The organism is Variovorax sp. E3 (genome assembly GCF_016082275.1).
Taxonomy (GTDB): Bacteria; Pseudomonadota; Gammaproteobacteria; order Burkholderiales; family Burkholderiaceae_C; genus Variovorax.
On sequence record NZ_MOWM01000005.1, the window covers coordinates 109,649 to 134,302 of the forward strand.

The 24,654-nt window shown below is 70.0% G+C and carries 19 protein-coding genes and 6 pseudogenes; 14 read left to right on the forward strand and 11 right to left on the reverse strand.

The window, feature by feature from the left end; genetic code table 11:
- Positions 1 to 45 precede the first annotated feature (45 nt).
- A pseudogene (locus BMG07_RS03340) lies at positions 46 to 842 on the forward strand (SDR family oxidoreductase).
- A gap of 16 nt (positions 843 to 858) precedes the next feature.
- Here BMG07_RS03340 and BMG07_RS03345 read toward each other — a convergent pair.
- Complete coding sequence (locus BMG07_RS03345; protein WP_198083333.1) at positions 859 to 1,764, reverse strand: LysR family transcriptional regulator; 906 nt, start codon at positions 1,762 to 1,764, stop codon at positions 859 to 861.
- Between the two features lie 86 nt (positions 1,765 to 1,850).
- On the opposite strand from BMG07_RS03345, the pseudogene BMG07_RS03350 reads away from it, so the two are divergent.
- Positions 1,851 to 2,860 (forward strand): annotated as a pseudogene (locus tag BMG07_RS03350) (zinc-binding alcohol dehydrogenase family protein).
- A 4-nt stretch (positions 2,861 to 2,864) separates the two neighbouring features.
- On the opposite strand, the pseudogene BMG07_RS03355 reads toward BMG07_RS03350, so the two are convergent.
- A pseudogene (locus BMG07_RS03355) lies at positions 2,865 to 4,629 on the reverse strand (chloride channel protein).
- Positions 4,626 to 5,054, reverse strand: coding sequence for a MarR family winged helix-turn-helix transcriptional regulator (locus BMG07_RS03360; RefSeq protein ID WP_198083335.1), 429 nt, complete (start codon positions 5,052 to 5,054; stop codon positions 4,626 to 4,628). Before BMG07_RS03360 ends, BMG07_RS03355 begins: the two are co-directional and overlap by 4 nt.
- Before the next feature lie 74 nt (positions 5,055 to 5,128).
- On the opposite strand from BMG07_RS03360, the gene BMG07_RS03365 reads away from it, so the two are divergent.
- Entirely contained in the window at positions 5,129 to 5,716 is a 588-nt protein-coding gene (locus BMG07_RS03365; protein ID WP_198083337.1) for a GNAT family N-acetyltransferase, read from the forward strand.
- On the opposite strand, the gene BMG07_RS03370 is transcribed toward BMG07_RS03365, so the two are convergent.
- The 3 genes and pseudogenes from BMG07_RS03370 to BMG07_RS03380 form a co-directional block, all read right to left on the reverse strand.
- Positions 5,708 to 6,385 (reverse strand): sulfite exporter TauE/SafE family protein, encoded by a 678-nt coding sequence (locus tag BMG07_RS03370; protein WP_307866850.1) that lies wholly within the window; start codon positions 6,383 to 6,385, stop codon positions 5,708 to 5,710. The genes BMG07_RS03365 and BMG07_RS03370 overlap by 9 nt on opposite strands.
- 32 nt (positions 6,386 to 6,417) lie before the next feature.
- Positions 6,418 to 7,781 (reverse strand): annotated as a pseudogene (locus BMG07_RS03375) (amidohydrolase family protein).
- 132 nt (positions 7,782 to 7,913) lie between these two features.
- Entirely contained in the window at positions 7,914 to 9,245 is a 1,332-nt protein-coding gene (locus tag BMG07_RS03380) for a uracil-xanthine permease family protein (protein ID WP_198083340.1), read from the reverse strand.
- Between the two features lie 146 nt (positions 9,246 to 9,391).
- Here BMG07_RS03380 and BMG07_RS41385 point away from each other — a divergent pair, with 146 nt between their 5' ends.
- Entirely contained in the window at positions 9,392 to 9,535 is a 144-nt protein-coding gene (locus tag BMG07_RS41385) for a LacI family DNA-binding transcriptional regulator (RefSeq protein ID WP_269758593.1), read from the forward strand.
- Positions 9,493 to 10,449: a substrate-binding domain-containing protein gene (locus BMG07_RS41390; RefSeq protein WP_307866853.1), complete on the forward strand. Its 957-nt coding sequence runs from the start codon at positions 9,493 to 9,495 to the stop codon at positions 10,447 to 10,449. Before BMG07_RS41385 ends, BMG07_RS41390 begins: the two co-directional genes overlap by 43 nt.
- 33 nt (positions 10,450 to 10,482) lie before the next feature.
- Here BMG07_RS41390 and BMG07_RS03390 read toward each other — a convergent pair whose 3' ends face one another.
- Positions 10,483 to 11,853 (reverse strand): sorbosone dehydrogenase family protein, encoded by a 1,371-nt coding sequence (locus BMG07_RS03390; protein WP_198083342.1) that lies wholly within the window; start codon positions 11,851 to 11,853, stop codon positions 10,483 to 10,485.
- Positions 11,854 to 11,985: 132 nt separating this feature from the next.
- On the opposite strand from BMG07_RS03390, the gene BMG07_RS03395 reads away from it, so the two are divergent.
- The 6 genes and pseudogenes from BMG07_RS03395 to BMG07_RS03420 all read left to right on the forward strand — a co-directional run bounded on the left by BMG07_RS03395 (position 11,986) and on the right by BMG07_RS03420 (position 19,016).
- Positions 11,986 to 12,753: an alanyl-tRNA editing protein gene (locus BMG07_RS03395; protein WP_198083344.1), complete on the forward strand. Its 768-nt coding sequence runs from the start codon at positions 11,986 to 11,988 to the stop codon at positions 12,751 to 12,753.
- Positions 12,754 to 12,796: 43 nt separating this feature from the next.
- The gene (locus BMG07_RS03400; RefSeq protein WP_198083346.1) at positions 12,797 to 15,022 is read left to right on the forward strand and encodes a thioredoxin family protein; all 2,226 of its coding nucleotides are present in this window, start codon (positions 12,797 to 12,799) and stop codon (positions 15,020 to 15,022) included.
- Between the two features lie 94 nt (positions 15,023 to 15,116).
- Entirely contained in the window at positions 15,117 to 15,809 is a 693-nt protein-coding gene (locus BMG07_RS03405) for a thioredoxin family protein (protein ID WP_198083348.1), read from the forward strand.
- A 19-nt stretch (positions 15,810 to 15,828) separates the two neighbouring features.
- Positions 15,829 to 16,445 (forward strand): annotated as a pseudogene (locus tag BMG07_RS03410) (methyltransferase domain-containing protein).
- An 84-nt stretch (positions 16,446 to 16,529) separates the two neighbouring features.
- On the forward strand, positions 16,530 to 17,876 hold the full coding sequence (locus BMG07_RS03415; protein WP_198083350.1) for an MFS transporter: 1,347 nt from the start codon (positions 16,530 to 16,532) through the stop codon (positions 17,874 to 17,876).
- Positions 17,877 to 18,032: 156 nt separating this feature from the next.
- Positions 18,033 to 19,016 (forward strand): helix-turn-helix domain-containing protein, encoded by a 984-nt coding sequence (locus tag BMG07_RS03420; protein ID WP_198083352.1) that lies wholly within the window; start codon positions 18,033 to 18,035, stop codon positions 19,014 to 19,016.
- Here the strand turns inward: BMG07_RS03420 and BMG07_RS03425 are convergent.
- Positions 19,013 to 19,921, reverse strand: coding sequence for a LysR substrate-binding domain-containing protein (locus BMG07_RS03425; RefSeq protein ID WP_198083354.1), 909 nt, complete (start codon positions 19,919 to 19,921; stop codon positions 19,013 to 19,015). The genes BMG07_RS03420 and BMG07_RS03425 overlap by 4 nt on opposite strands.
- 170 nt (positions 19,922 to 20,091) lie before the next feature.
- Here BMG07_RS03425 and BMG07_RS03430 point away from each other — a divergent pair, with 170 nt between their 5' ends.
- From BMG07_RS03430 to BMG07_RS03440, 3 genes are all read left to right on the forward strand, one after another.
- The gene (locus tag BMG07_RS03430; RefSeq protein ID WP_198083355.1) at positions 20,092 to 21,084 is read left to right on the forward strand and encodes a tripartite tricarboxylate transporter substrate binding protein; all 993 of its coding nucleotides are present in this window, start codon (positions 20,092 to 20,094) and stop codon (positions 21,082 to 21,084) included.
- Positions 21,085 to 21,088: 4 nt separating this feature from the next.
- Positions 21,089 to 22,372: a hypothetical protein gene (locus BMG07_RS03435; protein WP_198083357.1), complete on the forward strand. Its 1,284-nt coding sequence runs from the start codon at positions 21,089 to 21,091 to the stop codon at positions 22,370 to 22,372.
- Positions 22,373 to 22,497: 125 nt separating this feature from the next.
- Positions 22,498 to 22,707: a hypothetical protein gene (locus BMG07_RS03440; protein ID WP_198083359.1), complete on the forward strand. Its 210-nt coding sequence runs from the start codon at positions 22,498 to 22,500 to the stop codon at positions 22,705 to 22,707.
- A gap of 110 nt (positions 22,708 to 22,817) precedes the next feature.
- Here the strand turns inward: BMG07_RS03440 and BMG07_RS03445 are convergent, their stop codons facing one another.
- From BMG07_RS03445 to BMG07_RS03455, 3 genes and pseudogenes are all read right to left on the reverse strand, one after another.
- Positions 22,818 to 23,525: an ABC transporter ATP-binding protein gene (locus tag BMG07_RS03445; RefSeq protein WP_198083361.1), complete on the reverse strand. Its 708-nt coding sequence runs from the start codon at positions 23,523 to 23,525 to the stop codon at positions 22,818 to 22,820.
- A gap of 7 nt (positions 23,526 to 23,532) precedes the next feature.
- Complete coding sequence (locus BMG07_RS03450) at positions 23,533 to 24,240, reverse strand: ABC transporter ATP-binding protein (protein ID WP_198083362.1); 708 nt, start codon at positions 24,238 to 24,240, stop codon at positions 23,533 to 23,535.
- Positions 24,237 to 24,654: pseudogene (locus BMG07_RS03455) on the reverse strand (branched-chain amino acid ABC transporter permease); the annotation flags it as partial. The pseudogene BMG07_RS03455 and the gene BMG07_RS03450, both read right to left, overlap by 4 nt.

The window sequence follows — 24,654 nt, forward strand, 5'->3', positions numbered from 1 at the left end:
GCGGTGCTTCAATCGCCGCCACACCCAACCACCCAGGACCCTCTCATGGACCTCCAACTCCAGGACCAGCACGTACTCATCACCGGCGGCAGCAAGGGCATCGGCCTAGCCTGCGCGCTCGGCTTCCTGCGCGAAGGCGCGCGCGTGAGCCTCGTCTCGCGCGACCTGCGCAACCTGGAGCAGGCGCAGAAGTCTCTCGCCGAATCCTTCGCGCAGGCCGAGGGTCGCGTGTCGGTGCATGCCGCCGACCTCAAGGACCCGGCCGGCGCCGAGGCCGCGCTCGACGCGGCCGAGAAAGTGTTCGGCCCGGTCGACGTGCTCGTCAACTCGGCCGGCGCCGCGCGCCGCACCCCGCCCGACGACCTGACCGCCGCGTCGTGGCACGACGCGATGGACGCCAAGTACTTCACCTACGTCCACATGATCCACCCCGTGGTCCGGCGCATGGGCCAGCGCGGGCGCGGCGCCATCGTCAACGTGATTGGCCAGGGCGGCAAGGTCGCGAACCCGGTGCACATGGCGGGCGGCGCGGCCAACGCGGCGCTGATGCTGGTGAGCGCGGGCATGGCCGCGGCCTATGCCGGCAAGGGCGTGCGCGTGAACGCGGTGAACCCCGGCCTCACGCTGACCGAGCGGCTGCAGGAAGGCATGAAGGCCGACGCGAAGATCCAGGGCATCGACACCGACGAGGCGCTGGCGCGCGCCAAGGCGCGGCTGCCGCTGGGCCGCATCGCCACGCCGGAAGAAATCGCCAACACCGTGCTGTTCCTGGCGTCGGCCAAGGCCAGCTACGTGACGGGCGCATCGTGGCGATGGACGGCGCCGTGACGCCGATGATCTGACCAGTTGGCCAGCCAACTAGCTGGCCGTGAGGGCCTCGAACTTCATGGCCAGGAAATCGACGAACGCCCGCACGCGCGCGGGCACGAAGCGCCCGCTCGGCAGCAGCGCGTGCAGCGGGTACGGCTCGGTGTCCCAGTCGGGCAGCAGCCGCACCAGCCGGCCTTCGCGGATGTCGTTGCGCACGTCGAGCACCGACTTCAGCGAAATGCCGTGGCCCGCCACCGTCCACTCGCGCGCGAGCGAGGCGTCGTCCACGCTGCGGTTGCCGTTCACGCGCACCTCGGTCCACTGGCCGTGCTGCGCGAAGCGCCAGATGCGGTGGCGCCGGCCGCTGCGGTTGAAGATCAGGCAGTTGTGGTGCACCAGGTCTTGCGGCACCTTCGGCGCGCCGTGGCGGCGCAGGTAGTCGGGCGAGGCGGTCAGCACCGGGTTGGTCAACGCGAAGGGCCGCGCCACCAGCCGCGAGTCGGCCAGCGCGCCGTAGCGCAGCGCCACGTCGACCTCGTCGCGCATCACGTCCAGCGGGCGGTCGCCGACCGACAGCGACAGCTGCACGCCGGGGTGCAGCGCCAGGAACTCGTCGAACCACGGCAGCAGCGTGCTGCGCGTGAGGTCCGAGGGCGAGGCCACGCGCAGCGTGCCCACCAGTTCGCCGCGGTCGGCCGTGACCAGCGACTCGCCCTCGTCCAGCAGTTCGAAGGCGCGCACCGCGTAGTCCAGCAGCGTCTGGCCCTGCGGCGTGAGGCGCATCGCGCGCGTCGAGCGCTCGAACAGCCGCGCGCCGAGCTGCGCCTCCAGCCGCTTGAGCGTGGCGCTGGCCGCCGCCGGCGTGATGCCCAGCGCATGCGCCGCCGCCGTGAGCGTGCCGCCGCGCGCCGTGTGCACCAGCACCCGCAGGTCGGCGATATTTTCAATCTTCATTTGAAAGTGTTGCTGGTTCAGGCCGTCTTATCAATTCGGCCTTGCGATCCTACATTCGAGGCATCGTCACTGAAAGGTCCATTGCCATGAAAGCCGTCGGCTACTACCAGCCCCTTCCCATCGACAACCCCGAATCGCTGCAGGACATCGAGCTGCCCGCCCCCGTGGCCGGCGCGCGCGACCTGCTGGTGCGCGTGAAGGCCGTGTCGGTCAACCCGGTCGACACCAAGGTCCGCAAGAACGCCGCGCCCGAGGCCGGCCAGGCCAAGGTGCTGGGCTGGGACGCGTCGGCACCGTCGAGGCCGTCGGCAGCGGCGTGAAGAACTTCAAGGTGGGCGACCGCGTGTACTACGCGGGTTCGATCATCCGCCCGGGCGCCAACGCCGAGTTGCACGCGGTGGACGAGCGCATCGCCGCCCTTGCGCCCAAGAGCCTCGACGACGCGCAGGCCGCCGCGCTGCCGCTGACCACCATCACCGCCTACGAGCTGCTGTTCGACCGCCTGCGCGTGCCCAAGGGCGGCGGCGAAGGCCAGACGCTGCTGATCACCGGCGGCGCGGGCGGCGTGGGCTCCATCCTCATCCAGCTCGCGCGGCAACTGACGAAGCTGCGCGTCGTCGCCACCGCCTCGCGCGCCGAGACGCGCGAATGGTGCCTGGCGCTGGGCGCGCACACCGTCATCGACCACTCGAAGCCGCTCGCGGCCGAGCTCAAGGCGGCGGGCATCGCCGAGGTCGACATGGTCGCCAGCCTCACGCAGACCGAGCAGCACTATGCGCAGATCATCGAAAGCCTCAAGCCCCAAGGCCAGCTCGCGGTAATCGACGACATGAAGCTGCTCGACGCGATGCCGCTGAAGACCAAGTGCATTTCGCTGCACTGGGAAATGATGTTCGCGCGCTCGCGCTTCGAAACGCCCGACATCGCCGAGCAAGGCGCGCTGCTGGCCGAGGTGGCGGCACTGGTCGACGCGGGCCGCGTGCGCACCACGGCGAACGCGAGCTTCGGCACGATCAACGCGGCGAACCTTCGCAAGGCGCATGCGCTGATCGAGAGCGGGAAGGCGCAGGGGAAGGTGGTGCTGGCGGGGTTCTAGGCGGCTACGGCGACTGCCACGGCAGCCCGCGCATCCGCTCCCGCTTCTCTTCTTCATCGAAGTGCGCCAGCGACGGCTTGATGAGGTCGCTGCGCGCCACGATGCCCGCGAGCACCAGCGACTGCGCGTCCTTCACCACCGGCATGCGCTCCAGCCGGTGCGCGCGAGCCGGGTCGCGACGGCGCGGCAGTTCTCGCCGGGCAGCGCGTAGTACAGCGGCGCATCGGCGCAGGCGTCGCCGACGGTCGCGATCGGGTCGCGCGTGCCGCGAGCCGCCAGCATCGCGCGATCGGCCACGCCGATCACCGCGCCGTTGCGCAGCACCGGGAACGCGCGGTGCGCCTGGCCTTCGCCGAAGTAGTCGGCCAGCGCGCGCGTCACGGGCAGCGCGGCGTCGATGCTGCGCACGTCGCGCGTCATCACCTCTTCCACCGAATGCCGCTCCAGCGGGTCGATGCCGTACTCGCGGTAGATGTGATAGCCGCGGCGCGCGATCTTCTCGGTGAGGATCGAGCGGCGCATGGTCAGCACGGTGAAGCCGTAGGCCACGGCCGAGGTGGTGAGCAGCGGCAGCAGCGCGTTGCTGTCGTGCGTGAGCCCGAAGGCGAAGATGGTGGCGGTGAGCGGCGCGCGCATCACGCCGCCCAGCGTGGCCGCCATGCAGACCAGCGGCCACAGCATGGGGTCGTTGCCGGGCAGCACGTGCGACAGCACCACGCCCAGGCCCGCGCCCATCATGAGCAGCGGCGCGAGCACGCCGCCCGACGTGCCCGAGCCCAGCGCGATGACCCAGATGACGGCCTTCACCGCCAGCAGCGCGAGCACCACGCCGAGCGCCAGGTGGTTGTGCAGCAGGTCGCCGATGACGTCGTAGCCCACGCCCAGCGCGCGCGGCTGCAGGTAGCCGCCGATGCCGACCGCCAGGCCGCCGATGGCCGGCCACCACATCCAGTGCAGCGGCAGCTTGCCGAACCAGTCTTCCACCTTGTAGAGCGAGAGCGACAGCGAGGCCGACAGCGCGCCGCACAGCACGCCCGCGATCACGCACGACAGCATGGCCAGCGGGCCGGGCACGGCCGTCTGCAGCGGGAACAGCGGGCCGGCGTCCATCAGCAGCGGCCGCGTGAAGCCCGCGACCGCGCAGGCCACGGCCACCGGCAGCAGGCTGCGCGGGCGCAGCTCGAACAGCAGCAGCTCGACGGCCAGCAGCACGGCAGCCACCGGCGTGCCGAACACGGCCGTCATGCCGGCCGTGGCGCCGGCCACCAGCAGCGCCTTGCGCTCGGCCGCGGTGAGGTGAAAGTGCTGCGCGATCAGCGAGCCGATGGCGCCGCCGGTCATGATGATCGGGCCTCGGCGCCGAACGGCCCGCCGCTGCCGATGACGATGCCCGACGACAGCGGCTTGAGCAGCGCGACCTTCGGCGACATCTTGCTCTTGCCGAAAAGAATCGCCTCGATGGCCTCGGGAATGCCGTGGCCGCGGATCTTGTCGGAGCCGTAGCGCGCGACCACGCCCACGATGAGCCCGCCGATCACCGGCACCGCGATGACCCACAGGCCCAGCGTGTTGGCTGCCGGCGAGCGGTCGGCCAGCGAGAAGGTCTGGAAGAAGAACAGGTTGGTGAAGAAGCGGATCAGGTCGAGCAGCACGCGCGCGGCCCCGGTGCTGATGGCGCCGATGAGGGCGGCCATGACGGTGATGCGCATGAGCCGCGTGTTGAGCGCGAAGTCGCCGCGCGGCGGGTGGGAAGAAGTCTTGGCGGTCATGGGGTGTGGTCGGGGAGATCGATCTGCGGCACGTCGAACACGCCCTTGAGCGAGCGCAGTTCGGCGCGGTGGAGTTCGGCCAGGCGCAGCAGCAGTTGCTCGCCCTGGGGCAGCAGGTGCACCTCGACCTGGCGGCGGTCGGTTTCGCTGGGCCGGCGCTGCACGAGCTCGAGCGCCTCGCAGCGCGTGACGAGCGCGACCGCGCCGTGCGGCTGCAGCTGCAGGCGCTCGGCGATCTCGCCCACCGAGGCCCAGTCGCGGCCGGGCACGCCCTTGATATGAAGCAGCACCAGGTACTGCTGCGGCGTCAGGCCTTCGGCCTGCGCGGCACGCTCCGAGAAGCGCTCGAAGCGGCGCATCTGGTAGCGGAACTGGGAGAGCGCCTCGAAGTCTTTCTTGGCGAGCTTGCGCGCGGAAGTGGCCATGGCTGGGGGAGAAACTGGAACGACCGCGAATATATCACGACGTGATATATATCCGCTGCGACACAATGGGCGGCATGACCGCCGACCTCATCGAATTCGACACCCCCCGCCTGCGCCTGCGCCCCTGGCGCGAGAGCGACCTCGCGCCCTTCGCCGAACTGGCCGCCGACCCGCTCGTCATGGAATTCCTGCTGCCGCTGCCGACGCGGGCCGACAGCGACGCGATGGTCGCGAGCTTCCAGGCGCGCTTCGCCAAAAACGGCTGGGGCCTCTGGGCCGTGGAGCACAAGGCGTCGGGCACGTTCATGGGCTTCACCGGGCTGAACTCGCCGGCGGTCGACCTGCCGTTTTCGCCGTGCGTGGAAATCGGCTGGCGCTTCGCGCGCCGGTGGTGGGGCCAGGGCTTCGCGAGCGAAGCGGCGCGCGCCGCGCTCGACGTGGGCTTCGAGCGGCTCGGGCTCGAGGAGATCGTCGCGTTCACCGCATGGAACAACACGCGCTCCAGCGCGGTGATGGAACGCATCGGCATGCGCGAGGACGTGGCCGGCGCGTTCGACCATCCGCTGGTGCCCGAGGGGCACGCGCTGCGCCGGCACAAGCTGTACCGGCTGAACCGCGCGGCCTGGCAAGCCGCGCCCGGCGCTTCGACCTCTTCAGAATGAATGCAGCAGCAACGCCGCGCCCGACACGATCGCGAACACCTGCACGAAGATGCGCAGCACGCGCCCGTTGATGTGGCGGTGCACCACGCGGCTGAGCACGCCCCCCACCACCAGTGCGGGCAACAACTGGGCCGCTGCGTAGAGCTGTGAGCCGCCGATGCGGCCGGCCACCATCAGCGTGACCAGCGACACCAGCTCGCCGACCAGAAAGCACAGTGCGATGGTCGAGCGCATGGTGGGCGCCTGCTGGTGCTGATAGACCAGCGCCAGCGGCGGCCCGCCGATGCCGGTCGCGGTTTCGGTGATGCCGGTGACGAGCCCGGCCCCCACGAAGGCGCCGCGCCCCGGAGAGAAGGCCGGCATCATCAACGTGACCAGCGCCGCCGCGATGGTCGATGCGCCGACGAACAGCGACAGGTGGCTCGCACTCAACGCCGCCAGCACCCAGAGGCCGCCGGCGGTGCCGAGCAGGCGCCCGCCCGTGATCCAGCGGGCGCCGACACGGTCGATCGCGCCGCGTTCGCGCCACATCACGTAGAAGTTGAGCGGCAGCATCAGCACCAGCACGCACACCGGCAGCAGGTCGGGCCGCACGATGCCGATCACCGGCGCCGCGATCAGCGCAAAGCCGACGCCGGTCGCGCCTTGCACGAAGGCGGCGAACAGCACGGCGACAGAGACAAGAAGAAGGTGCTGCGCGCTCAATGCGACCCCCCGGCACCGGTGGTGGCGCGGGCCTGCGACAGGCGCCGGTGTTCAGCCGCGGTGGGGTGGAGACGCACGATGGGTGCGCGCTCCATCGCCGCATGGGCGACGCGCGCGAGCCGGTGCTGCAAGGCCCGCGCATCCCAGTCGGGCGGCCAGCCCTCCCACAGGCGCAGCCGCCCGTCGACGAACACGGCGGTGATCTGGTCGCGGTTGCCCAGGCGCACCAGGTCCCAGGTGAGATCGACGGACGTGCACATCTCGGGCGTGTCGACGTCGACGACCAGGAAGTCGGCCGCCTTGCCGACGGCGATCTCGCCGGTCAGGTGGCCCAGGCCCACGGCGCGCGCGCTTCGTGCGTCGCATGGTCGAACCAGGTCCAGCCGCCGCCGCTGGACGCATCGCCGATGGCCAGGCCGAAGGCCAGCTTCTGCGCCGCCTCGGCCGCATCCATGAGGCGGAAGGCGTCGCTGCGCGTGGCGTCGGTGCCCAGCCCGAAGCGGATGCCCAGGGCCGCCATCAGGTTCGCGGGCGCCACGGCGTTGCCCTTCCATTGGCTGGCGACGGGGTTGTAGCTCACGGCGGTGTCGGTGTCGCGCAGCAGCATCAGCTCCGAAGGCGTGACGAGCGTGCCGTGCGCAATGAGCACCTGCGGGCCGAGCGCGCCCAACTGCGCCAGCAGTTCGAGCGGCCGCTTGCCGCGCTGCACCACCGAACGCTCGACCGACGCGAGGTGTTCGTTGACGTGCGTCTGGAAGACGGCCAGCGCTTCGGCGCACAGGGCCGAGACACCCGCCAGCATCTCGTCGGAAGCCGCCTCGGGCACCGAGATCGCGAGCGACGGATGCACCAGCCGCGCACCCGACCACTGCCGCAGGAAGCGCTCGGCGTGCGCCCGGATGGCCTGGCGCTCGGCGGGGGTGCTGTCGTTGCCGCCGTCGTTGCAGATCAGGCCCAGCACGCAGCGCAGCCCGGCCTCCTGCACCGCGGACGCCACGGCGCCGATGTCGCCCGGCGCGCGGGTGCCTGCGTCGCAGACCGTCGTGAAGCCGCCGCGCAACGATTCGAGCGCCGCGAGCTTGGACGCCATGTAGACGAACTCGTCGTCCAGGCTCGACTCCAGCGGCACCCACACGCGGCGGAAGATCTCGGACGGCTCGCCATAGGCCAGCGACTTTCCGAAGGACTGCGTGAGGTGGTGGTGCGCATCGATCATTCCCGGCATCAGCAACTTGCCGGGCAGCGGCAGCGGCGTGAGACGAGGGTGGCGCGCCGCCAGGGCGTCGGCGGGCCCGACGTCGCGGAACACGCCGCCCGCGACGTACACGGCATGGCCGGTCGCGGGGCCGGTACGCAGCATCAGGTGGTCGGGCGCGAGCAGCAGTTCGTCGGCCGCGAAGAGCGCGGCATCGAGTTCAGGAGACATGGTGAAAAGAAGCAGGAACGAGAAAGGAAAAAGGAAGAAGCGAGCCCCGGCGTGCCGTGCAACGCTTCATTGCGACGCCGGCGCCAGTTCGGCGCGCTCCGCGCGGATGCTGTTGAAGACCATGTTGAGCACCACGGCCGTGAGCGAGCCCATCGCCAGGCCGTTGCCCAGCACGAGCTGCAGCATGTCGGGAAAGCGGCTGTACAGGCCCGGCACGACGATGGGCAGCAGGCCCATGGTCAGCGCGCCGGCCAGCACGAACATGTTGCCGCGCTCGTGCAGGTCGACCTTGCGCAGCATGTCGATGCCCATGGTGCCGATGATCGCGAACACCACCATCGCGGTGCCGCCGACCACGGCGGAAGGAATGGCGCTGGCCAGCCGGCCCAGCGGCGCCGACAGCGCGATGAGGATCAGGATCACCCCGGCCGCCGCCGTGACGTAGCGCGAGCGCACGTTGGTGGCGCGCACGATGCCGATGTTCTCGCCGCTGGTGATGATCATCGACGTGCCGAACAGCCCGCCCGCCAGCGACATCAGCGCATCGCCGCGAATGGTGCGCGGCACCGCGTCGCGCGGGTCGATCTTGCGGCCCACCACCTCGGCCACCGCCACGGTCTGGCCGGTGGCCTCGACCATCGAGATCACGCTGAAGATCAGCAGCGGCACGGCGGCCACGAGGTCGAAGCGCGGCATGCCGAAGGGCAGCAGCGTGGGCGCGCTCCAGAAGGGCCCGGCCGCCACGCTGCTCACGTCCATCAGCCCGCAGGACGCCGCGAGCACCGTGCCCGCCAGCAGTCCCAGCAGCACCGCGAGCTGGCCGAGCGTGCCCTTGAACAGGCGCGCGAACAGCACCGTGAAGCCGATGGTCGCCAGGGCCAGCCCGATGTTCACCGGGTCGGCGAAGGTGGGCGTGCCGGCCTTGCCCGCGATGATGCCGCCGTACACCTTCACGAGGTTGATGGACACCAGCAGCAGCAAGGTGCCGATGACGATCTTCGGAAAGTAGCGCAGGCAGCGCGCGAACACCGGCAGCACCAGGAAATAAAACAGCGCCGTGAGGATCACCGCGCCCGACGCCGTCTGCAGGTCGCGCTGCTGGGCGATGGTCACGAACATCACGATGGGCGCGCCGCCCGGCACCATCACGAAGGGCAGCCGCGCGCCGAACTTCCACGGCCCGAACGACTGCAGCAGGGTGCCCACGCCGCACAACAGGAAGGTCGCGCTGATCAGGTTCACCGTGAGCGCGGACGGCAGGCCCAGCGCCTTCGCCACCAGGAACACGGACGTGATGGGCACCGCCGCCATCACCAGCACATGCTGCAGGCCGAACAGGAGCAGTTGCGAAACGGGCAGCACAGCATCGACGGCGGGGACGTCGCAAGCACGGGACATGATCGAATCCTTTGGGTGGATTCACGCCCAAATCGATTTGGGCGCGCTGGCAAAAAAAGCCGCCGAGGCGGGTGAAGTACATTCCGGGACAGGCCGCCCAAAACGATTTGGGAATTGAATCACCGGTTTTTGAAAAGGTCAACGGGATGAGTACCGATCCATCGCCGCGGGCGAACATCAAGGACGTGGCGCGCGAGGCGGGCGTCTCGCCCACCACCGTGTCCCATGCGCTCACGCGCGGGGGCAGGTGGATGCGGAAACCCGCGCACGCGTCGAGAAGGCGGCCCTGAAGCTGGGCTACCGGCCGAACCGCAATGCGCAGCGGCTGCGCACGGGCGAGGCCCACATGATCGTGCTGCTGTCGTCGATGCCGTTCGCGGTGGCCGGCGGCCCGTCGCGGCTCGGCTTCCTGATGGAGGTCGCGGCGGTGGCGGCGGCCGCCGCGCTCGACCGCAGCCTGGCGCTGGTGCTGGCGCCTCCCATGGAAACCGGGCGGGTGCCGATGGAACTGCTGGACGTGGACGGCGCGTTGGTCATCGAGCCTTCCGCCAACGATCCGAACATGGACTACCTGCTGCGGCGCGGCCTGCCGGTGGTCGCCATCGGCAAGCCGGCCGAAGGGGATCCGGGCGATGCGGGCGATCCGGGCGACGCGGCGATGCCGCCCTATGTCGACATCCATTCGGGCCACACCACCCATCTGCTGCTCGAGCACCTGCATGCGCAGGGCGCGCGCAGGATCGCGACGATCCTGGGCGCGGCGCAGCGCAATTCCTATGTGGAAGGCCAGGCGGCCTACCTGGCGTTCGCCGCCGCGCGCGGCCAGGCGCCGCTGCTGTCGCGGGTCGACGAGGTCAAGGGCGAGAACGGCGGCCGGGACGCCGCGCGGGCGCTGCTGGCGGCCCACCCCGACATCGACGCGTTCTGCGTGCCGGTGGACGCCTTCGCCACGGGCGCGGTCGCCGCGATCCTGGAGTCGGGCCGGCGCATCCCCGAAGACGTGATGGTCGCCACGCGCTACGACGGCCTGCGCGCCCGCACCTGCGTGCCGCCGCTCACGGCCGTGGACCTGCACCTGGACGAGGTGGCGCAGCAGGCCATTGCATTGCTTTTCGATCACCTGCGCGGGGACACGGGCAGGCGCCGTGTCGACGGGCCGATGGCGCAGCTGGTGCCGCGGCTGTCGACGGCACGCCGGCCGTGATCCAGGAGGCGGTGCAGGCGCAGGACGCGCCGGCTACTTCGCCTTCGATACTCGCCACACGACATTGCCCACGTCGTCCGCCACGATCAGCGCGCCGCCCTTGTCGAGCGCCACGCCCACCGGGCGGCCCTGGGCCTTTTCGTCGGCGCTGAGAAAGCCGGTCAGCACATCGACCGGCGGCCCGCTGGGCTTGCCGCCGATGAAGGGCACGAACACCACCTTGTAGCCCGACTTGGGCTTGCGGTTCCACGAGCCGTGCTCGCCGATGAACACGCCGCTGGCGAACTGCTCGGGCATGCCGCCCGGGCGCGAGAAGGCCATGCCGAGCGGGGCCACGTGCGCGCCCAGCGCGTAGTCGGGCGCGATGGCCTTGGCGGCCATCTCGGGGTTCTGCGGCGTCACGCGCGCATCGACGATGCCGCCGTAGTAGCTCCAGGGCCAGCCGTAGAAGGCGCCGTCCTTCACCGAGGTGAGGTAGTCGGGCACGAGGTCGCTGCCGATCTCGTCGCGTTCGTTCACCACGGTCCACAGCGCCTTCGTGTCGGGGTCCCAGCCCATGCCGTTGGGGTTGCGCAGGCCGCTGGCGAACATGCGCTTCTCGCCCGTCTTGGTGTCGACCTCCCAGATGGCGGCGCGGCCCTCTTCGGCGGCCAGGCCGTTCTCGCCGATGTTGCTGTTGGAGCCGACCGTCACGTAGAGCTTGCTGCCGTCGGCATTGGCGATCACGTTCTTGGTCCAGTGGTGGTTGATGCCGGCGGGCAGCGGCGTCACCAGCGTGGGGTTGGCGCTGATGGAGGTCTGGCCCTCGGTGTAGGGCACCTTCACCAGCGCGTCGGCGTTGGCGATGAACAGTTCGTTGCCCACCAGCACCATGCCGTAGGGCGACATCAGGTTGGTCATGAAGACCTGCCGGACTTCGGCCAGGCCGTCGCCGTCGGCATCGCGCAGCAGGGTGATGCGGTTGGCGCTGGGCACGCCGGCGCCGGCGCGGCCCATGACCTTGCCCATGACCCGGTTGCGCACCTTGGCGACCACGCCGTCGCCGCCGTCGCTGGCGCCGCCGCCGGGCTTGGGCGGCTTGTTGCTCTCGGCCACCAGCACGTCGCCGTTGGGCAGGGTGTAGACCCAGCGCGGATGGTCGAGCCCGCGCGCCAGCGCCGTGACCTTCAGGCCCTCGGCGGGAGTGGGCGTGGCGGTGTCGGTCCAGCCGACGGCGGGCGCGACGTTCACGGTGGGAATCAGCGTCTTGTTCGGCTCGGCCAGTTGCGGGCGCGGGCCGACCGTGACTTCGGGCGACAGCTTGGCGGCCTCGCCGCAGCCGGCGAGAACCACTACGGCGCCGAGGGCCACCCCGGCCAGGGCGGGGAATGCGATGCGGGTGGGTACTTGCTGCGGTGCCTTCATGCGTGTTCCTTGAGCGGCCCGGTGCCGCATGCCGGGCGGATCATCGCCCGGCGGCGGTGGCGGGCGTTGTCGGTCGTGGGCGCTTTATGGCGTGGGCGCACCCCATTCGCGCATCGCCGCTACCATCGCCGGATGACCGACGACCTGTTCCGCGCCGACGCCTACCTGCGCACCTGTGACGCCCGCATCCTGCGCATCGACGAGACCGGCATCGTGCTGGACCGCACGGTGTTCTACCCGCTGGGCGGCGGACAGGCCGGCGACGCCGGCGTGCTGGCGCTGGCCGACGGGCGCGAACTGGTCATTGCCGACACCCGCAAGGCGAAAAACGAAGAGGGCCAGCCGACGAACGAATTCGTCCATGTGCCCGCCCCCGAACAGGCCGAGCTGCTGGCCGCGCTGAAGCCCGGCGACACCGTCACGGCCCGCCTCGACTGGGAGCGCCGCCACCGGCTGATGCGCTTTCACACCGCCTCCCACCTGCTGTGCCACCTCGTGCCGGTGCCGGTGAACGGCTGCTCGATCACGCCGGACTACGCGCGCATCGACTTCCACATGACCGACCCGCTCGACAAGGAAGCGCTGACCGCCGGGCTGGCAAAGCTGGTCGAGGCGGCGCACCCGCTCACGGTGGGCGCCATCACCGACGAAGAGCTCGACGCCAACCCGGCGCTGGTCAAGAGCATGAGCGTGCAGCCGCCGCGCGGCACGGGCACGGTGCGCACCATCCGCATCGGCGGTGCCGACGGCGCGCAGATCGACTTCCAGCCCTGCGGCGGCACGCACGTGGCGAACACCGCTGAAATCGGCGCGGTGATCGTCACCAAGATCGAGAAGAAGAGCGCCAACAGCCGGCGCGTGGTGCTGGGCTGGGCTCCGCCGGCCGCCGTGGCCGCCTGAAACGCCCGGAACTTCGCCCCCACAGAATGCTCCGACTGACGGCATGATCTTTTCGCGCATCCATTTCGCTACGCTTCTGATAGCAACCGCCGCAGCCAGCATGCCGGCTGCCGCGCAATTGGCTTCCAAGCCTGGCGCCGTGGTGACGACCCCGCACGTGCGGGCCGAACTGATCGCCCACGCGCCCGACGGCGTGTCGCCCGGCAGCCCCGTGTGGCTGGGCCTGCAGATCACGCACCAGCCCGAGTGGCACACCTACTGGAAGAACGCCGGCGATTCGGGCCTGCCCACCGAGATGACGTGGACGCTGCCGGCCGGCGTGTCGACCGGCGAAATCGCGTGGCCGGTGCCCGAGAAGATTCCGGTCGGCAACCTCGCCAACTACGGCTACGAGAACACCGTGCTGCTGCCGGTGCCGCTGGAGGTGTCGACGCTCTACAAGCCGCCGATGGCGCTGGGCGGCGGCACGCCGGCCATGGACGTCCAGCTCAAGGCCTCCTGGCTGGTCTGCCGCAAGGAGTGCATTCCCGAGGAAGGCACGTTCTCGCTGTCGCTGCCGCTGCAGGGCTCGACCGCGCTGCACAAGGCCGAGTTCGACACCGCGCAGGCCGCGCAGCCGCAAGCGCTGGCCAAGCCCGGCACGGTGGAAGTCGATGGCCACAACCTCAAGGTGCGCCTCGAAGGCCTGCCCGCCGCCGCGCAGGGCAAGACGCTCGGCTTCTTCCCCGAGACCCCCGAGGTGCTGCGCACCGCGGCCGTTTCCGGCAAGGACTGGACCCAATCCTGGCAAGGCGGCACCTGGACCGCGACCCTGCCGCTGGCCGACCAGCGCAGCGCCAGCCCCACGGTGATGCCGGTGGTGGTGGCGCTGGCCGAGTCCGACCGCCAGGCCGGCCAGCCGATCGCCTGGCGCGCCGAGGCCCCCGTCACCGGCACCTGGCCCACCACGCCGGCGCCGCGCGCCGAGGTGTCGCCGGCGCTGCAGGCCGCGCTGGCCGCCAACGCGGCCAATGCCACCAGCGCCGCGGCGGCGGGCGCCGAGCTCCCCGCGCCTTCGTCCACCACCTTCATGGCCGCCCTGCTGGGCGCCTTGTTCGGCGGCCTGCTGCTCAACCTGATGCCCTGCGTGTTCCCGATCCTCGCGATCAAGGTGCTGGGCTTCGCGCGGCAGGCGGGCAACGCCAGCGCGCACCGCAAGGCCGGGCTGGCCTACACGGGCGGCGTGATGCTGTCGTTCCTCGCGCTGGGCGGCGCCATGCTGGCGCTGCGCGCGGCCGGCGCCGGGCTGGGCTGGGGCTTCCAGCTGCAGTCGCCGGGCGTGGTCGCGGCGCTGGCGGCGCTGTTCACGCTGATCGGGCTCAACCTCGTGGGCGTGTTCGAGTTCGGCCGCGCGGCGCCGTCGTCGGTGTGCAGCGCGCAGGCCAAGCATCCGCTGGTCAACGACTTTCTTTCCGGCGTGCTGGCCGTGGTCATCGCCTCGCCGTGCACCGCGCCGTTCATGGGCGTGTCGCTGGGCTTCGCCATCGGGCTGCCGGCCGCGCAGGCGCTGCTGCTGTTCGCGGCGCTGGGCTTCGGGCTCGCGCTGCCCTACCTGCTGGCCGGCTTCGTGCCCGCCGTGGCGCGCCTGCTGCCCAAGCCCGGGCCGTGGATGCACACGCTGCGCCGCCTGTTGGCGTTCCCGATGTTCGCCACCGTGGCGTGGCTGGTGTGGGTGCTGGGCCAGCAAAGCGGCATCGACGGCGCCGGCACGCTGCTGGCGCTCTTGGTGTGCATGGCCGCGATCGTCTGGGCGCTCACGCTGCAGGGCCGCACACGCGTGGTGATCGCCACCGTGATGATCGCCTTCACGGCCGTGCTGGCCGGCGCCATCGGGCGCAATGTGTTGCAAGTCGTGGAGCCGGCCAAGCTGGCTTCGGCGAATGGCGTGGGCCAGCGCTGGCAGCCCTGGTCGGCCGAGCGCGTGGCCGAGTTGTCGGGCGCGGGGCAGCCGGTGTTCATCGACTTCACCGCCGCCTGGTGCGTGACCTGCCAGTACAACAAGAAGAGCACCCTGTCCGACACGCAGGTGCTGGCCGACTTCGACGCCAAGAAAGTCGCCATGCTGCGCGCCGACTGGACCCGGCGCGACCCCGCCATCACCGCCGCGCTCACCGCGCTGGGCCGCAGCGGCGTGCCGGTGTACGTGTTGCAGGCGCCGGGCAAGCCCCCGGTCGTGCTGACGGAGATATTGGGCAAGGACGAAGTCCGCGCCGCGCTCGCCGCACTTTGACCACCGGCGTGACATGGGTTGTCACATGCACTTGAAGAAACCGTTCTAAGCTGCAGTTGTTGTTTGGAATTTTGTTTTGGAGTTCAAGCTGGCCATGTCTCTTTCGCCAACCACAGACTCGCGTTCCCTGCGCGCCGCGCGCCATGCCCGCGCCGCCCTGAGCCGGGCCTCCCGCCGCGCCGTCGTTGCCGCCGCCGTGGCGCTGGGCGCCACCTTCCTGATGGGCACCAACGCCGCCGCCGCGCCCGCCGTGGGCCAGCAGGCGCCCGACTTCGTGGCCGTCGACACCAGCGGCGCCAAGCACAAGCTGTCCGATTTCGCGGGCAAGTTCGTGGTACTCGAGTGGACCAACCCCGGCTGCCCCTTCGTGCGCAAGCACTACGGCAGCGGCAACATGCCCGCCACGCAGAAGGCCGCGACCGACAAGGGCGTGGTGTGGCTGGCCATCAACTCCACCGAGCGCGCCGCCAGCGACTACCTCAAGCCCGACGCGCTCGATGCCTGGATGAAGTCGCAAAAAGCAGCGCCCACCGCCGTGCTGATGGACGAAGACGGCCTGATCGGCCAGGTCTACGGCGCGCGCACCACGCCGCACATCTTCATCATCGACCCCAAGGGCACGCTGGTGTACGCGGGCGGCATCGACAGCATCGCGTCGGCGCGGCCCGACGACATCAAGACCGCGACCAACTACGTCAGCCAGGCGCTGGGCGAGGCCTTCGGCGGCAAGCCGATATCGGCGGCATCGACGCGGCCCTATGGCTGTTCGATCAAGTACAAGACCTGACGGCGACCCGCCACGCCCGATGACGCAGGTCCCGGGAACGGCCGGCTACGGCGCCAATGCCGCGGCCCTTGCGCAGCAATACGAAACCCTGCGCTTCGCCGACGTCCACCGCGAAGTGCTGCACCTGTTTCCCGCCGCGCCGAGCCGCGTGCTCGACATCGGCGCGGGCGCCGGGCGCGACGCCGCCGCGCTGGCGGCGCTCGGCCACCGCGTGGTGGCGGTCGAGCCCACGCCCGAACTGCGCGCCGAAGGCATGGCCCGCCACGCCGCGCTGCCCATCGAGTGGATCGACGACCACCTGCCCGAACTCATCCGCATGCGCGCGGCATCCGGCACGACCTGGTCCTGCTGACTGCTGTGTGGATGCACCTGGACGCCGCCGAGCGGCGCACCGCCATGGCCGCGCTCGCCGAACTGGTGGCCGAGGGCGGGCAGGTCGTGATGTCGCTGCGCCATGGCCCCGTGCCGCCAGGCCGGCGAATGTTCGACGTGTCGGCCGGGGAAACCTGCGAACTTGCCGCCGCGCACGGCCTGCAGAGGCGCTTTCTCGGCGAACGCGAAGACATGCTCGACCGCAAGGACGTGACATGGAGCTTCGTCGTGCTGCAGCGGCCGCAACGCCCACCCGCCGCGTGACAGGTACCTGACCGGCGCAGTCAGGCAGCGGTCGGGGAGCGCGCCCTACCCTTGGCATCCACACACGCCACAGGGGACAACAACATGAGCACCGCGCCCTCCACAGCGCCGCAAGGCGCGTCCGCACACGCCGCTTCCGGCACGGCCTCCTCCTCCTCGAAATTCGCCACCGTCCTGCGCGTGACCGGCGGCAACTTCATGGAGATGTTCGACTTCTTCCTGTTCGGCTTCTACGCCACGCAGATCTCGAAGGCGTTCTTCCCGGCCGGCAACGAGTTCGCCTCGCTGATGCTGACCTTCATGACCTTCGGCGCCGGCTTCCTGATGCGTCCGCTGGGCGCGATCTTTCTGGGCGCATACGTCGACCGCGTCGGCCGCCGCCAGGGCCTGATCGTCACGCTCGCGCTGATGGCCGTCGGCACCCTGCTGATCGCCTGCGTGCCTTCCTACGCCACCATCGGCCTCGTCGCGCCGCTGCTGGTGCTGGTCGGGCGGCTGCTGCAGGGCTTCTCGGCCGGCGTGGAGCTGGGCGGCGTGTCGGTCTACCTGGCCGAAATGGCCACGCCGGGCCACAAGGGCTTCTACGTGAGCTGGCAGTCGGCCAGCCAGCAGGTGGCCATCATCGTGGCGGCCGCGCTCGGCTACTGGCTCAACGTGACCTTCACCTCGCAGGAAATCGGCGACTTCTACTGGCGCGTGCCCTTCTTCGTGGGCTGCCTGATCGTGCCGGTGCTGTTCATCATCCGCCGCTCGCTGCAGGAGACCGAAGAGTTCATGGCGCGCAAGCACCGCCCCGACGCGCGCGAGATCTTCCAGTCGATGGTCGCCAACTGGGGCCTCGTGGTCGCGGGGATGATGCTGGTGTCGATGACCACCGTGTCGTTCTACCTGATCACTGTCTACACGCCCACCTTCGGCAAGGCCGTGCTGCACCTGAGCACCACCGATGCGCTGGTCGTCACGCTGTGCGTGGCCGTCTCCAACTTCATCTGGCTGCCGATCATGGGCGCGCTGTCCGACCGCGTGGGCCGCAAGCCGCTGCTGATCTTCTTCACCGTGCTGACCATCCTCACGGCCTACCCATCGCTGAAGTGGCTGGTCGGCGCGCCGAGCTTCGCGCGCATGCTCGAAGTCGAGCTGTGGCTGTCGTTCCTCTATGCCAGCTACAACGGCGCGATGGTGGTGGCGCTCACCGAGGTGATGCCCGTGAGCGTGCGCACCGCCGGTTTCTCGCTGGCCTACAGCCTGGCCACCGCGCTGTTCGGCGGCTTCACGCCGGCCATTGCGACCGGGCTGATCGAGATGACCGGCGACAAGGGCGCGCCGGGCCTGTGGATGACGGCCGCCGCCGTGTGCGGGCTGGTCGCCACGCTGGTGCTGTACCGGCGCAACGTGGACCCGGCTGACGCGCGGCGCGTGCCGGCGGTCTGAGCCCCCGCACACGCGCGTCGATTGACCCAGCGCGCACCGCGTGTTGACCGCGAGCGCAGCGGCCAACGTGCCCCGGGTGGAAACACCGATGATGTCGCGCCCCCGCATGCCTATCCTGCGGAAGCGCTCCAGGGCGCCTTCCACGGAACCCACGGCATGAACGCACACCACTTCAGCACGCTGCTCGAACACCCCGCCGACCGGCAGGCCTGCTGGGGCCGGATCAACACCTCGTACTTCGGCGCGCTGCGCGTGCAGTGCCTGGACAGCGGCACCTTCGACGCGCGCATGGACGCCTACGAACTCGGGCCGCTGGGCATGTTCATGATCGAGGCACCCTCGCACCGCGTGGCGCGGCCCGACACGCACAAGGAGATCGCGCTCGACGAGCACTACAAGCTGGTGCTTCAGCTCGAGGGCCACGGCCACATCTCGCAGCGCGACCGCGAGTTCCACCTGCACCCCGGCGACTGGAGCCTGTACGACCCGCGCGTGCCCTACGCCATCACCAACCCCGAGCGCTCGCGGCTGCTGGCCATCACCATTCCGCGCCAGCAGTTCAAGGGCATGAAGATCCCCGACCTGCACACCTGCGAGGCGCACACGCCGGCCATGCAGGGGCTCTATGCGGTGCTGGGCTCGTTCCTCACCTCGCTGGCCGACCAGTTGCCTTCGCTGCCCAACGCGGTCGGCCGCTCGGTCAGCGACACCGTGCTGGGCCTGCTGGCCTCCACGCTGGCCACGCACTCCGACGAGCAGTTCGGCGCGCACCCGGTGCCTGGCGTGCTCAAGGCGCGCGTGAAGCAGTTCGTGCATGCGCACCTGGCCGACCCGGCCCTGTCGCTGGACCTCATCGCGCAGCAGCTGCGCTGCTCCAAGCGCTACCTGCACCGCGTGTTCGAGGACGAAGACCAGACGCTGGACCGCTTCATCTGGCAGATGCGGCTGGAGCGTTGCAGCGAGGCGCTGCGCAACGCGGCGGGGCGGCGCGCGTCGGTGTCGGAAATCGCCTTTGCCTGGGGCTTCAACAGCAGCGCGCATTTCTGCCGCGTGTTCAAGGCGCAGTACGGGGTGTCGCCGCGCGAGTTCCAGCGGCGCGAGGCCGAGCGGGCGGCGGCTTCGGCGATGCTGACGCACTAGGCCTTCGGGCTTCCGAACTCGCGAAAGTACGCCTTCAGCAGCCTGACGAATTCCTCCGCGATGGCAGAGGGCGCCGACTGCGGCGAAAAGGCCAGCGAAACCTCGACCGGGCAGCGCGGCAACAAGGGAAGCACCTTCAGGTCGCGCGCGAACACCGAGGCGACATAAGGGTTGACGATGCCGATGCCCGTGCCCTGCGCGGCCATCATGCAGATCGTGACCGAATAGGTCGTCTCGACCGTCGCCGCCGCTTCGACGCGATGCCGCTGCAGGGTTTCCAGGAACTGCTGGTGGATCTCGTCGTCGGCATTGAGGGTGAGCAGCACCTGGCCCTTCAGGTCACGCACATGCAGGCCGGCGCGACCCGCCAGCGGATGTCCGGGGTGCACCACGCACACCGCGTTGGCGCGATGCAGCGAAACCGCCTCGATCTGCGGATCATTGATCTCGGAGGTGGTCAGCGCGACATCGTGCAGCCCGTAGAGCAGCCCTTCGCGCAACGGGTGCGAGCCGACCGTCTGCAGGTTGACATGCACCTCCGGATGCAATTTGGAGAACGCGTGAATGACCTTGGGCATGACGCTCAGGCCGAGCGCCGGCGTGCAGCCCACGCGCAGCGAGCCCGTTCCAGACTTGCGCATGACCGCCACGTTCTGCTCGATGCGGTCGAGCCCGAGGAAATGCCGCTGCACCGTGTCGAAAAGCTGCCGCGCCTCTTGCGTGGGCCGAAGCCGCCCCTTGTGGATGTCGAACAGCTTGAGCTGCGTGGCGTTCTGGATCTGCGCGAGCAGGCGGCTCACCGAAGGCTGCGTGGTGTGGAGCATGGCCGCGGCCGCCGTGGTGGTGCCGGTCTGCATGACCGCGCGGAACGCCTCGATCTGGCGGAAGTTCAATGGTCGCGACATTCACGGGCTCCTGGAATTGCGCGGTGCGCGCTTTCGCGAGGGCATATCGTTTCTGCATACCCTGGCGACAAAACTGAATTTTCCAGAATGATGCCGCGTTCCTAGACTGCGCCCATACCGAATCTTCCACCGCATCCATCCAGCCCTCGAGGGCGCAGCAAGGAACACGCATGAAACAGCAATGGCCGCGCCGGGCCTTCGGACTCGGCATTCTCGGATTGGCCCTGGGCCTCGCCCCGGCGGCGTCGCAGGCGTCGGAGCCGAACGCCTACCCCGAGCGGATGATCCGTCTCGTGGTCCCGTTCACCGCCGGAGGCAGCTCCGACGTGCAGGCCCGCATGCTCGCCGACCGCCTGGGCAAGCTCTACAAGCAGCCGGTGGTGGTCGAGAACCGCCCCGGGGCCGGCGGGCACATCGGCGGCAAGTTCGTCGCCGATGCGCCGGCCGACGGCTACACGCTGCTGCTCGGATCGGTCGGCCTGCACGCGACCTACGGCGTCTTCGGAAAGCTGAACTACGACCCCGCCAAAGACCTGAAGGTGGTCACGGTGCTCGCCGAGATGCCGCACGTGGTGGTGGCCAATCCTTCGCTGCCGGCGAACGACCTGAAGCAACTGGTGGCGCTGGCGCGCAAGGCACCGGACACCATCAACTTCGGCTCCGCCGGCGTGGGCTCGTCCGTGCACATGATCGGCGAGCTGTTCCGCATCACCGCCGACGCACCGATCACGCACGTGCCCTACAAGGGCAGCTCGGCCGCCCTGAACGACCTGCTGGCCGGCCAGATCCAGCTGATGTTCGAGAACCCGCCGACGACGCTGGCCCACATCCGCGGCGGCAAGCTCAAGGCGCTGGCCGTGACGGGCAAGACCCGCCTGCCGGCACTGCCCGACGTGCCGACCGCGATCGAGGCCGGCTTCCCCGCGTTCGAGGCCACCTCGTGGACCACCGTGGCGATGAGCGCCAAGGTGCCCGACGCCGTGGCCGACAAGCTCAATGCGGACATCCGCAAGATCGTCCTGTCGCCGGAGTTTCGCCAGGGGCTGGCCGACCAGGGCATGACCCCGGTGGCCAACTCGCGGGAAGCGGCGACCCGCTTCGTCGCGGCCGAGAAGGTGCGATGGGACAAGGTGATCCGGCAAGGCCGCATCGTCGCGGAGTAAGCCGATGTCCGAGCCACTTTTCGCGAACACCCGCCCCGCCCCCTGCCGCCGCGTGGGAACGGACGACCAGCAGCATCACTTCTTCGGCTACTACAACAAGAGCACCTGGGACCGCAGCGGACGCTACCTGCTGGCACAGCAGGTGCCCTGGATGGACACCGTGCTCCAGCCGGCGTCCACCGCCCGCATCGGTTATTTCGACCTGCACGACAACGACCGCTTCCACGTGCTGGACAGCACCACGGCGTGGAACTGGCAGATGGGCAGCCAGCTGCAGTGGCTCGACGGCGCGCCCGGCCGCCAGCTGATCTACAACTGCCGCACCGGTGATGCCGGCGCGTTCTACCCCGGCTTCGCAGCCACCATCCTCGACGTGGACACCGGTGCCAGGCGCGCGTTGCCGATGCCGGTCTACGTGGTCGCACCCGACAGCGGCTATGCATTGAGCGTGGACTACCGCCGCCTCTACGTCACGCACCGGACCATCGGCTACAGCGAGGACGGGGGCCCGTTCGAATTGCCGCTCGCGCCGCACGACGACGGCATCCACGCCATCGACCTGAAAACGGGGAACACGCGCCTCGTCGTGAGCTACCAGGACCTTCGCCGGCTCGATCCCCGCGAGTCGATGGACAAGGCGCTGCACTGGGTCAGCCACATCGAGATCAACCCGTCGTCCTCGCGCGTGCTGTTCCTGCACCGCTGGACCGAGCGCGTCGAGGACGAGACCTGCTTCCTGCACCGGCTCATCACGATGAATCCGGACGGCTCCGACCTGCGCCTGCTGGAGTGCTCGAACCACCCGCTGCCGCAACTCGCACAAGACTTCGACCCCGGCGCCGTCGGCACCTTCGACTACGAGAAGTCCGAGTACCAGATATCGCATCCGCTGTGGCGCGACGACGAGCACATCATCGTCTGGAGCCCGCACGCCGGAAAGATCCGCTACCACCTGTACCACGACCGCATCGGCGGTGCGGTGGAAGCGATCGGCGAAGGCGTCCTGGTGGAGAACGGCCACATGACCTTCTCGCCCGTGAACAAGCGCTGGCTGCTGAGCGACACCTACCCCGATGCGCGAACGCACGAGCGCATCCTGTTCCTGTTCGACATGGAAACCGGCAAGCGCCACGACCTGGGCAGCTTCTATGCCACGCCCGGGCTGAGCAAGGAAAACCGCTGCGATCTGCATCCACGATGGAGCCGCGACGGCCGGCAGGTCTGCATCGACTCGGTGCACGAGTCGCAGCGGCAGATGTACATCGTCGACGTGTCCGGGATCGTGTGAAGAAGCAGGCAGGCAGGGGCCGAAGCACGGAAGCCCGCATGACGAAAGCGTAATCGCGGTGTCGGCCTGCCGTGCACGCTGCCTTTCTAGAGTCGGTTTCACCACTCCAAGGAAAGGACCGCTTCATGAAACGCCCCCTGCTCGCCCTCGGCAGCCTCGTCTTCTTCTCCACCGCCTTCGCCCAACAGCCGCACGCCCACAGCGCCGAAGCCGAGGCCGACTTCGACAGCAAGCCGCAGGCGCGGCCGAGGCCGAGGCCCGCAAGGACGGGAAGCAACCCGGCACCGTCAGCATCAGGGACGGCGGCACCGCGCGCGGCGAGGGCTCGGCCGTGACGAAACCCAGCAAGACCGAACGCGCCGGGCAGGGCCGCGCCGATGCGCGCGAGGCCAAGCCGCACGAAGTGCCGCGCCAGGGCGGCACGCCGAAGTAGCGCGCTCGCGCCTCAGGCCGCCGCGAGGTAGCTGCTGTGCAAGATCTCGGGCCGGCCGCGCAGTTCTTCCGACGAGCCCGCGAAGGCCATGCGCCCGCGCTCCAGCACATAGGCGCGGCTCGACACCGCGAGCGCGACGGTGGTGAACTGCTCGATCAGCAGCACGCCGACGCCTTCGCGCGCCACCTGCTGCACCACCTCCACCAGCCGCTTGACCACCGTGGGCGCAAGCCCCAGCGACAGTTCGTCGATGGCCAGGTAGCGCGGCTTGCCGATGAGCGCCTGCGCGATGCAGACCATCTGCTTCTGGCCGCCCGACAGCGAACGCGCGGGCAGCGCGAGCTTCACGCGCAGCTCGGGAAACACGGCGAGCGCCTGTTCCACCGCATCGGCCACGCGCGCCGCCGGCAATGCCGTGGCGGCCGCGCGCAGGTTGTCGAGCACCGACAGGTCGCCGAGCACGCGGTGCCCCTCGGGCACCACCGCGACGCCCAGTGCCCGCACACGCTCGGGCCGCTGGCCGTGCAGCGCGTGGCCCTCGACCTCGATGCGCCCGCCGGTCAGCGGCAGCGCGCCGCCGATGGCCATCACCGTGCTCGACTTGCCCGCGCCGTTGGCGCCGAGCAGCGCGGTCACTTCGCCGGGCGGCACCTGCAGGTCGATGCCGTGCAGCACGGCCTTGCCGCCGCGCTGCAGGCGCAGATCGTTCACGCTCAACATGGGGTCGTCACTCCGTTCCGAGGTAGGCCTTGCGCACGGCCGGGTCGTCGAGCACTTCGCGCGTCGCACCGAGCGCGAGGCGGCGGCCGAAGTCGAGCACCAGCGTCTGCGTGCAGGTGGCCGCGATCAGGTCGACGTCGTGGTCGATCAGCAGCACCTGCGCGCCGCAGAAAGCATGCACCGAGCCGATCACGCGGCGCAGCGCGCCCGCTTCCTGCTCGGTGAGGCCGGCGCCTGGCTCGTCGAGCAGCAGCAGCTTGGGCGCGCCGACGAGCGACTTCGCGATCTCGAGCATGCGGCGCTGGAACAGATTGAGCCGATGGCCCAGCACCGTGGCCGCGTCGAGCAGTCCCGTGTGCGCCAGCGCGCGCGTGACCTGCGCCACCGCGTCGCCGCGCGCATGCGGCACGTGGTCGAGCAAGGCGCGCACGTTGTCCCACACGCTGAGGTCTTCCACCACCTGCTCGGTCTGGAACGAGCGGCGCAGGCCGAAGCGCACGCGCTCGATGGGCTTCAGGCCCAGCAGGTCGGCGCCGGCCACCGCCACGCTGCCGGTGCGCGGCAGCACGAGGCCGCTGAGCACGTTGACCAGCGTGGTCTTGCCCGCGCCGTTGGGGCCGATGAGGCCGCACACGGGCGCGTCGAGCTCGGCGCTCAGCGCGTCGATGGCCTTGACGCCGCCGAAGGCCACCGTGAGGTCGGTGATGCGGATCATGGCGCGGCGTCCTGGTTGTCCTTGTGGCCGTTGCCGCGCCCGAAGCGCCGGCGAACCGCATCGAACACGCCCGCCAGTTGCCCCGCGATGCCGCTCGGTGCGGTGATGAGCGCATGCAGCAATGCAACGCCGAAGAAGATCATCGCGAGGTAGCCGTTCACGCCGAAGTCCGTGAGCAGCGCCGGCACCGCGCGCAGCAGCAGCCCCGCGATCAACGCGCCGGCCCAGTTGTAGACGCCGCCCACCACGGTGAGCGCGAACAGCATCACCGAATCGCCCGCGGTGAACGCGCGCCCGTCGAGCTGGCCCACGCCGCCCGCGAGCAGCGCGCCCGCCACGCCGGCGCAGAAGCCCGCCAGGCCGAAGGCCCAGGTCTGGTAGCGCAGGATGTTCACGCCGGCCGCCACCGCCGCC

What these genes read in the sequence shown, in the direction of transcription:
- BMG07_RS03345 (WP_198083333.1), bottom strand. Translation starts at nt 1,764, where the DNA reads ATGAAGATTGAAAATATCGCCGACCTGCGGGTGCTGGTGCACACGGCG.
- BMG07_RS03360 (WP_198083335.1), bottom strand. Translation starts at nt 5,054, where the DNA reads ATGGCCACTTCCGCGCGCAAGCTCGCCAAGAAAGACTTCGAGGCGCTC.
- BMG07_RS03365 (WP_198083337.1), top strand. Translation starts at nt 5,129, where the DNA reads ATGACCGCCGACCTCATCGAATTCGACACCCCCCGCCTGCGCCTGCGC.
- BMG07_RS03380 (WP_198083340.1), bottom strand. Translation starts at nt 9,245, where the DNA reads ATGTCCCGTGCTTGCGACGTCCCCGCCGTCGATGCTGTGCTGCCCGTT.
- BMG07_RS41385 (WP_269758593.1), top strand. Translation starts at nt 9,392, where the DNA reads ATGAGTACCGATCCATCGCCGCGGGCGAACATCAAGGACGTGGCGCGC.
- BMG07_RS03390 (WP_198083342.1), bottom strand. Translation starts at nt 11,853, where the DNA reads ATGAAGGCACCGCAGCAAGTACCCACCCGCATCGCATTCCCCGCCCTG.
- BMG07_RS03395 (WP_198083344.1), top strand. Translation starts at nt 11,986, where the DNA reads ATGACCGACGACCTGTTCCGCGCCGACGCCTACCTGCGCACCTGTGAC.
- BMG07_RS03400 (WP_198083346.1), top strand. Translation starts at nt 12,797, where the DNA reads ATGATCTTTTCGCGCATCCATTTCGCTACGCTTCTGATAGCAACCGCC.
- BMG07_RS03405 (WP_198083348.1), top strand. Translation starts at nt 15,117, where the DNA reads ATGTCTCTTTCGCCAACCACAGACTCGCGTTCCCTGCGCGCCGCGCGC.
- BMG07_RS03415 (WP_198083350.1), top strand. Translation starts at nt 16,530, where the DNA reads ATGAGCACCGCGCCCTCCACAGCGCCGCAAGGCGCGTCCGCACACGCC.
- BMG07_RS03420 (WP_198083352.1), top strand. Translation starts at nt 18,033, where the DNA reads ATGAACGCACACCACTTCAGCACGCTGCTCGAACACCCCGCCGACCGG.
- BMG07_RS03425 (WP_198083354.1), bottom strand. Translation starts at nt 19,921, where the DNA reads ATGTCGCGACCATTGAACTTCCGCCAGATCGAGGCGTTCCGCGCGGTC.
- BMG07_RS03430 (WP_198083355.1), top strand. Translation starts at nt 20,092, where the DNA reads ATGAAACAGCAATGGCCGCGCCGGGCCTTCGGACTCGGCATTCTCGGA.
- BMG07_RS03435 (WP_198083357.1), top strand. Translation starts at nt 21,089, where the DNA reads ATGTCCGAGCCACTTTTCGCGAACACCCGCCCCGCCCCCTGCCGCCGC.
- BMG07_RS03440 (WP_198083359.1), top strand. Translation starts at nt 22,498, where the DNA reads ATGAAACGCCCCCTGCTCGCCCTCGGCAGCCTCGTCTTCTTCTCCACC.
- BMG07_RS03445 (WP_198083361.1), bottom strand. Translation starts at nt 23,525, where the DNA reads ATGTTGAGCGTGAACGATCTGCGCCTGCAGCGCGGCGGCAAGGCCGTG.
- BMG07_RS03450 (WP_198083362.1), bottom strand. Translation starts at nt 24,240, where the DNA reads ATGATCCGCATCACCGACCTCACGGTGGCCTTCGGCGGCGTCAAGGCC.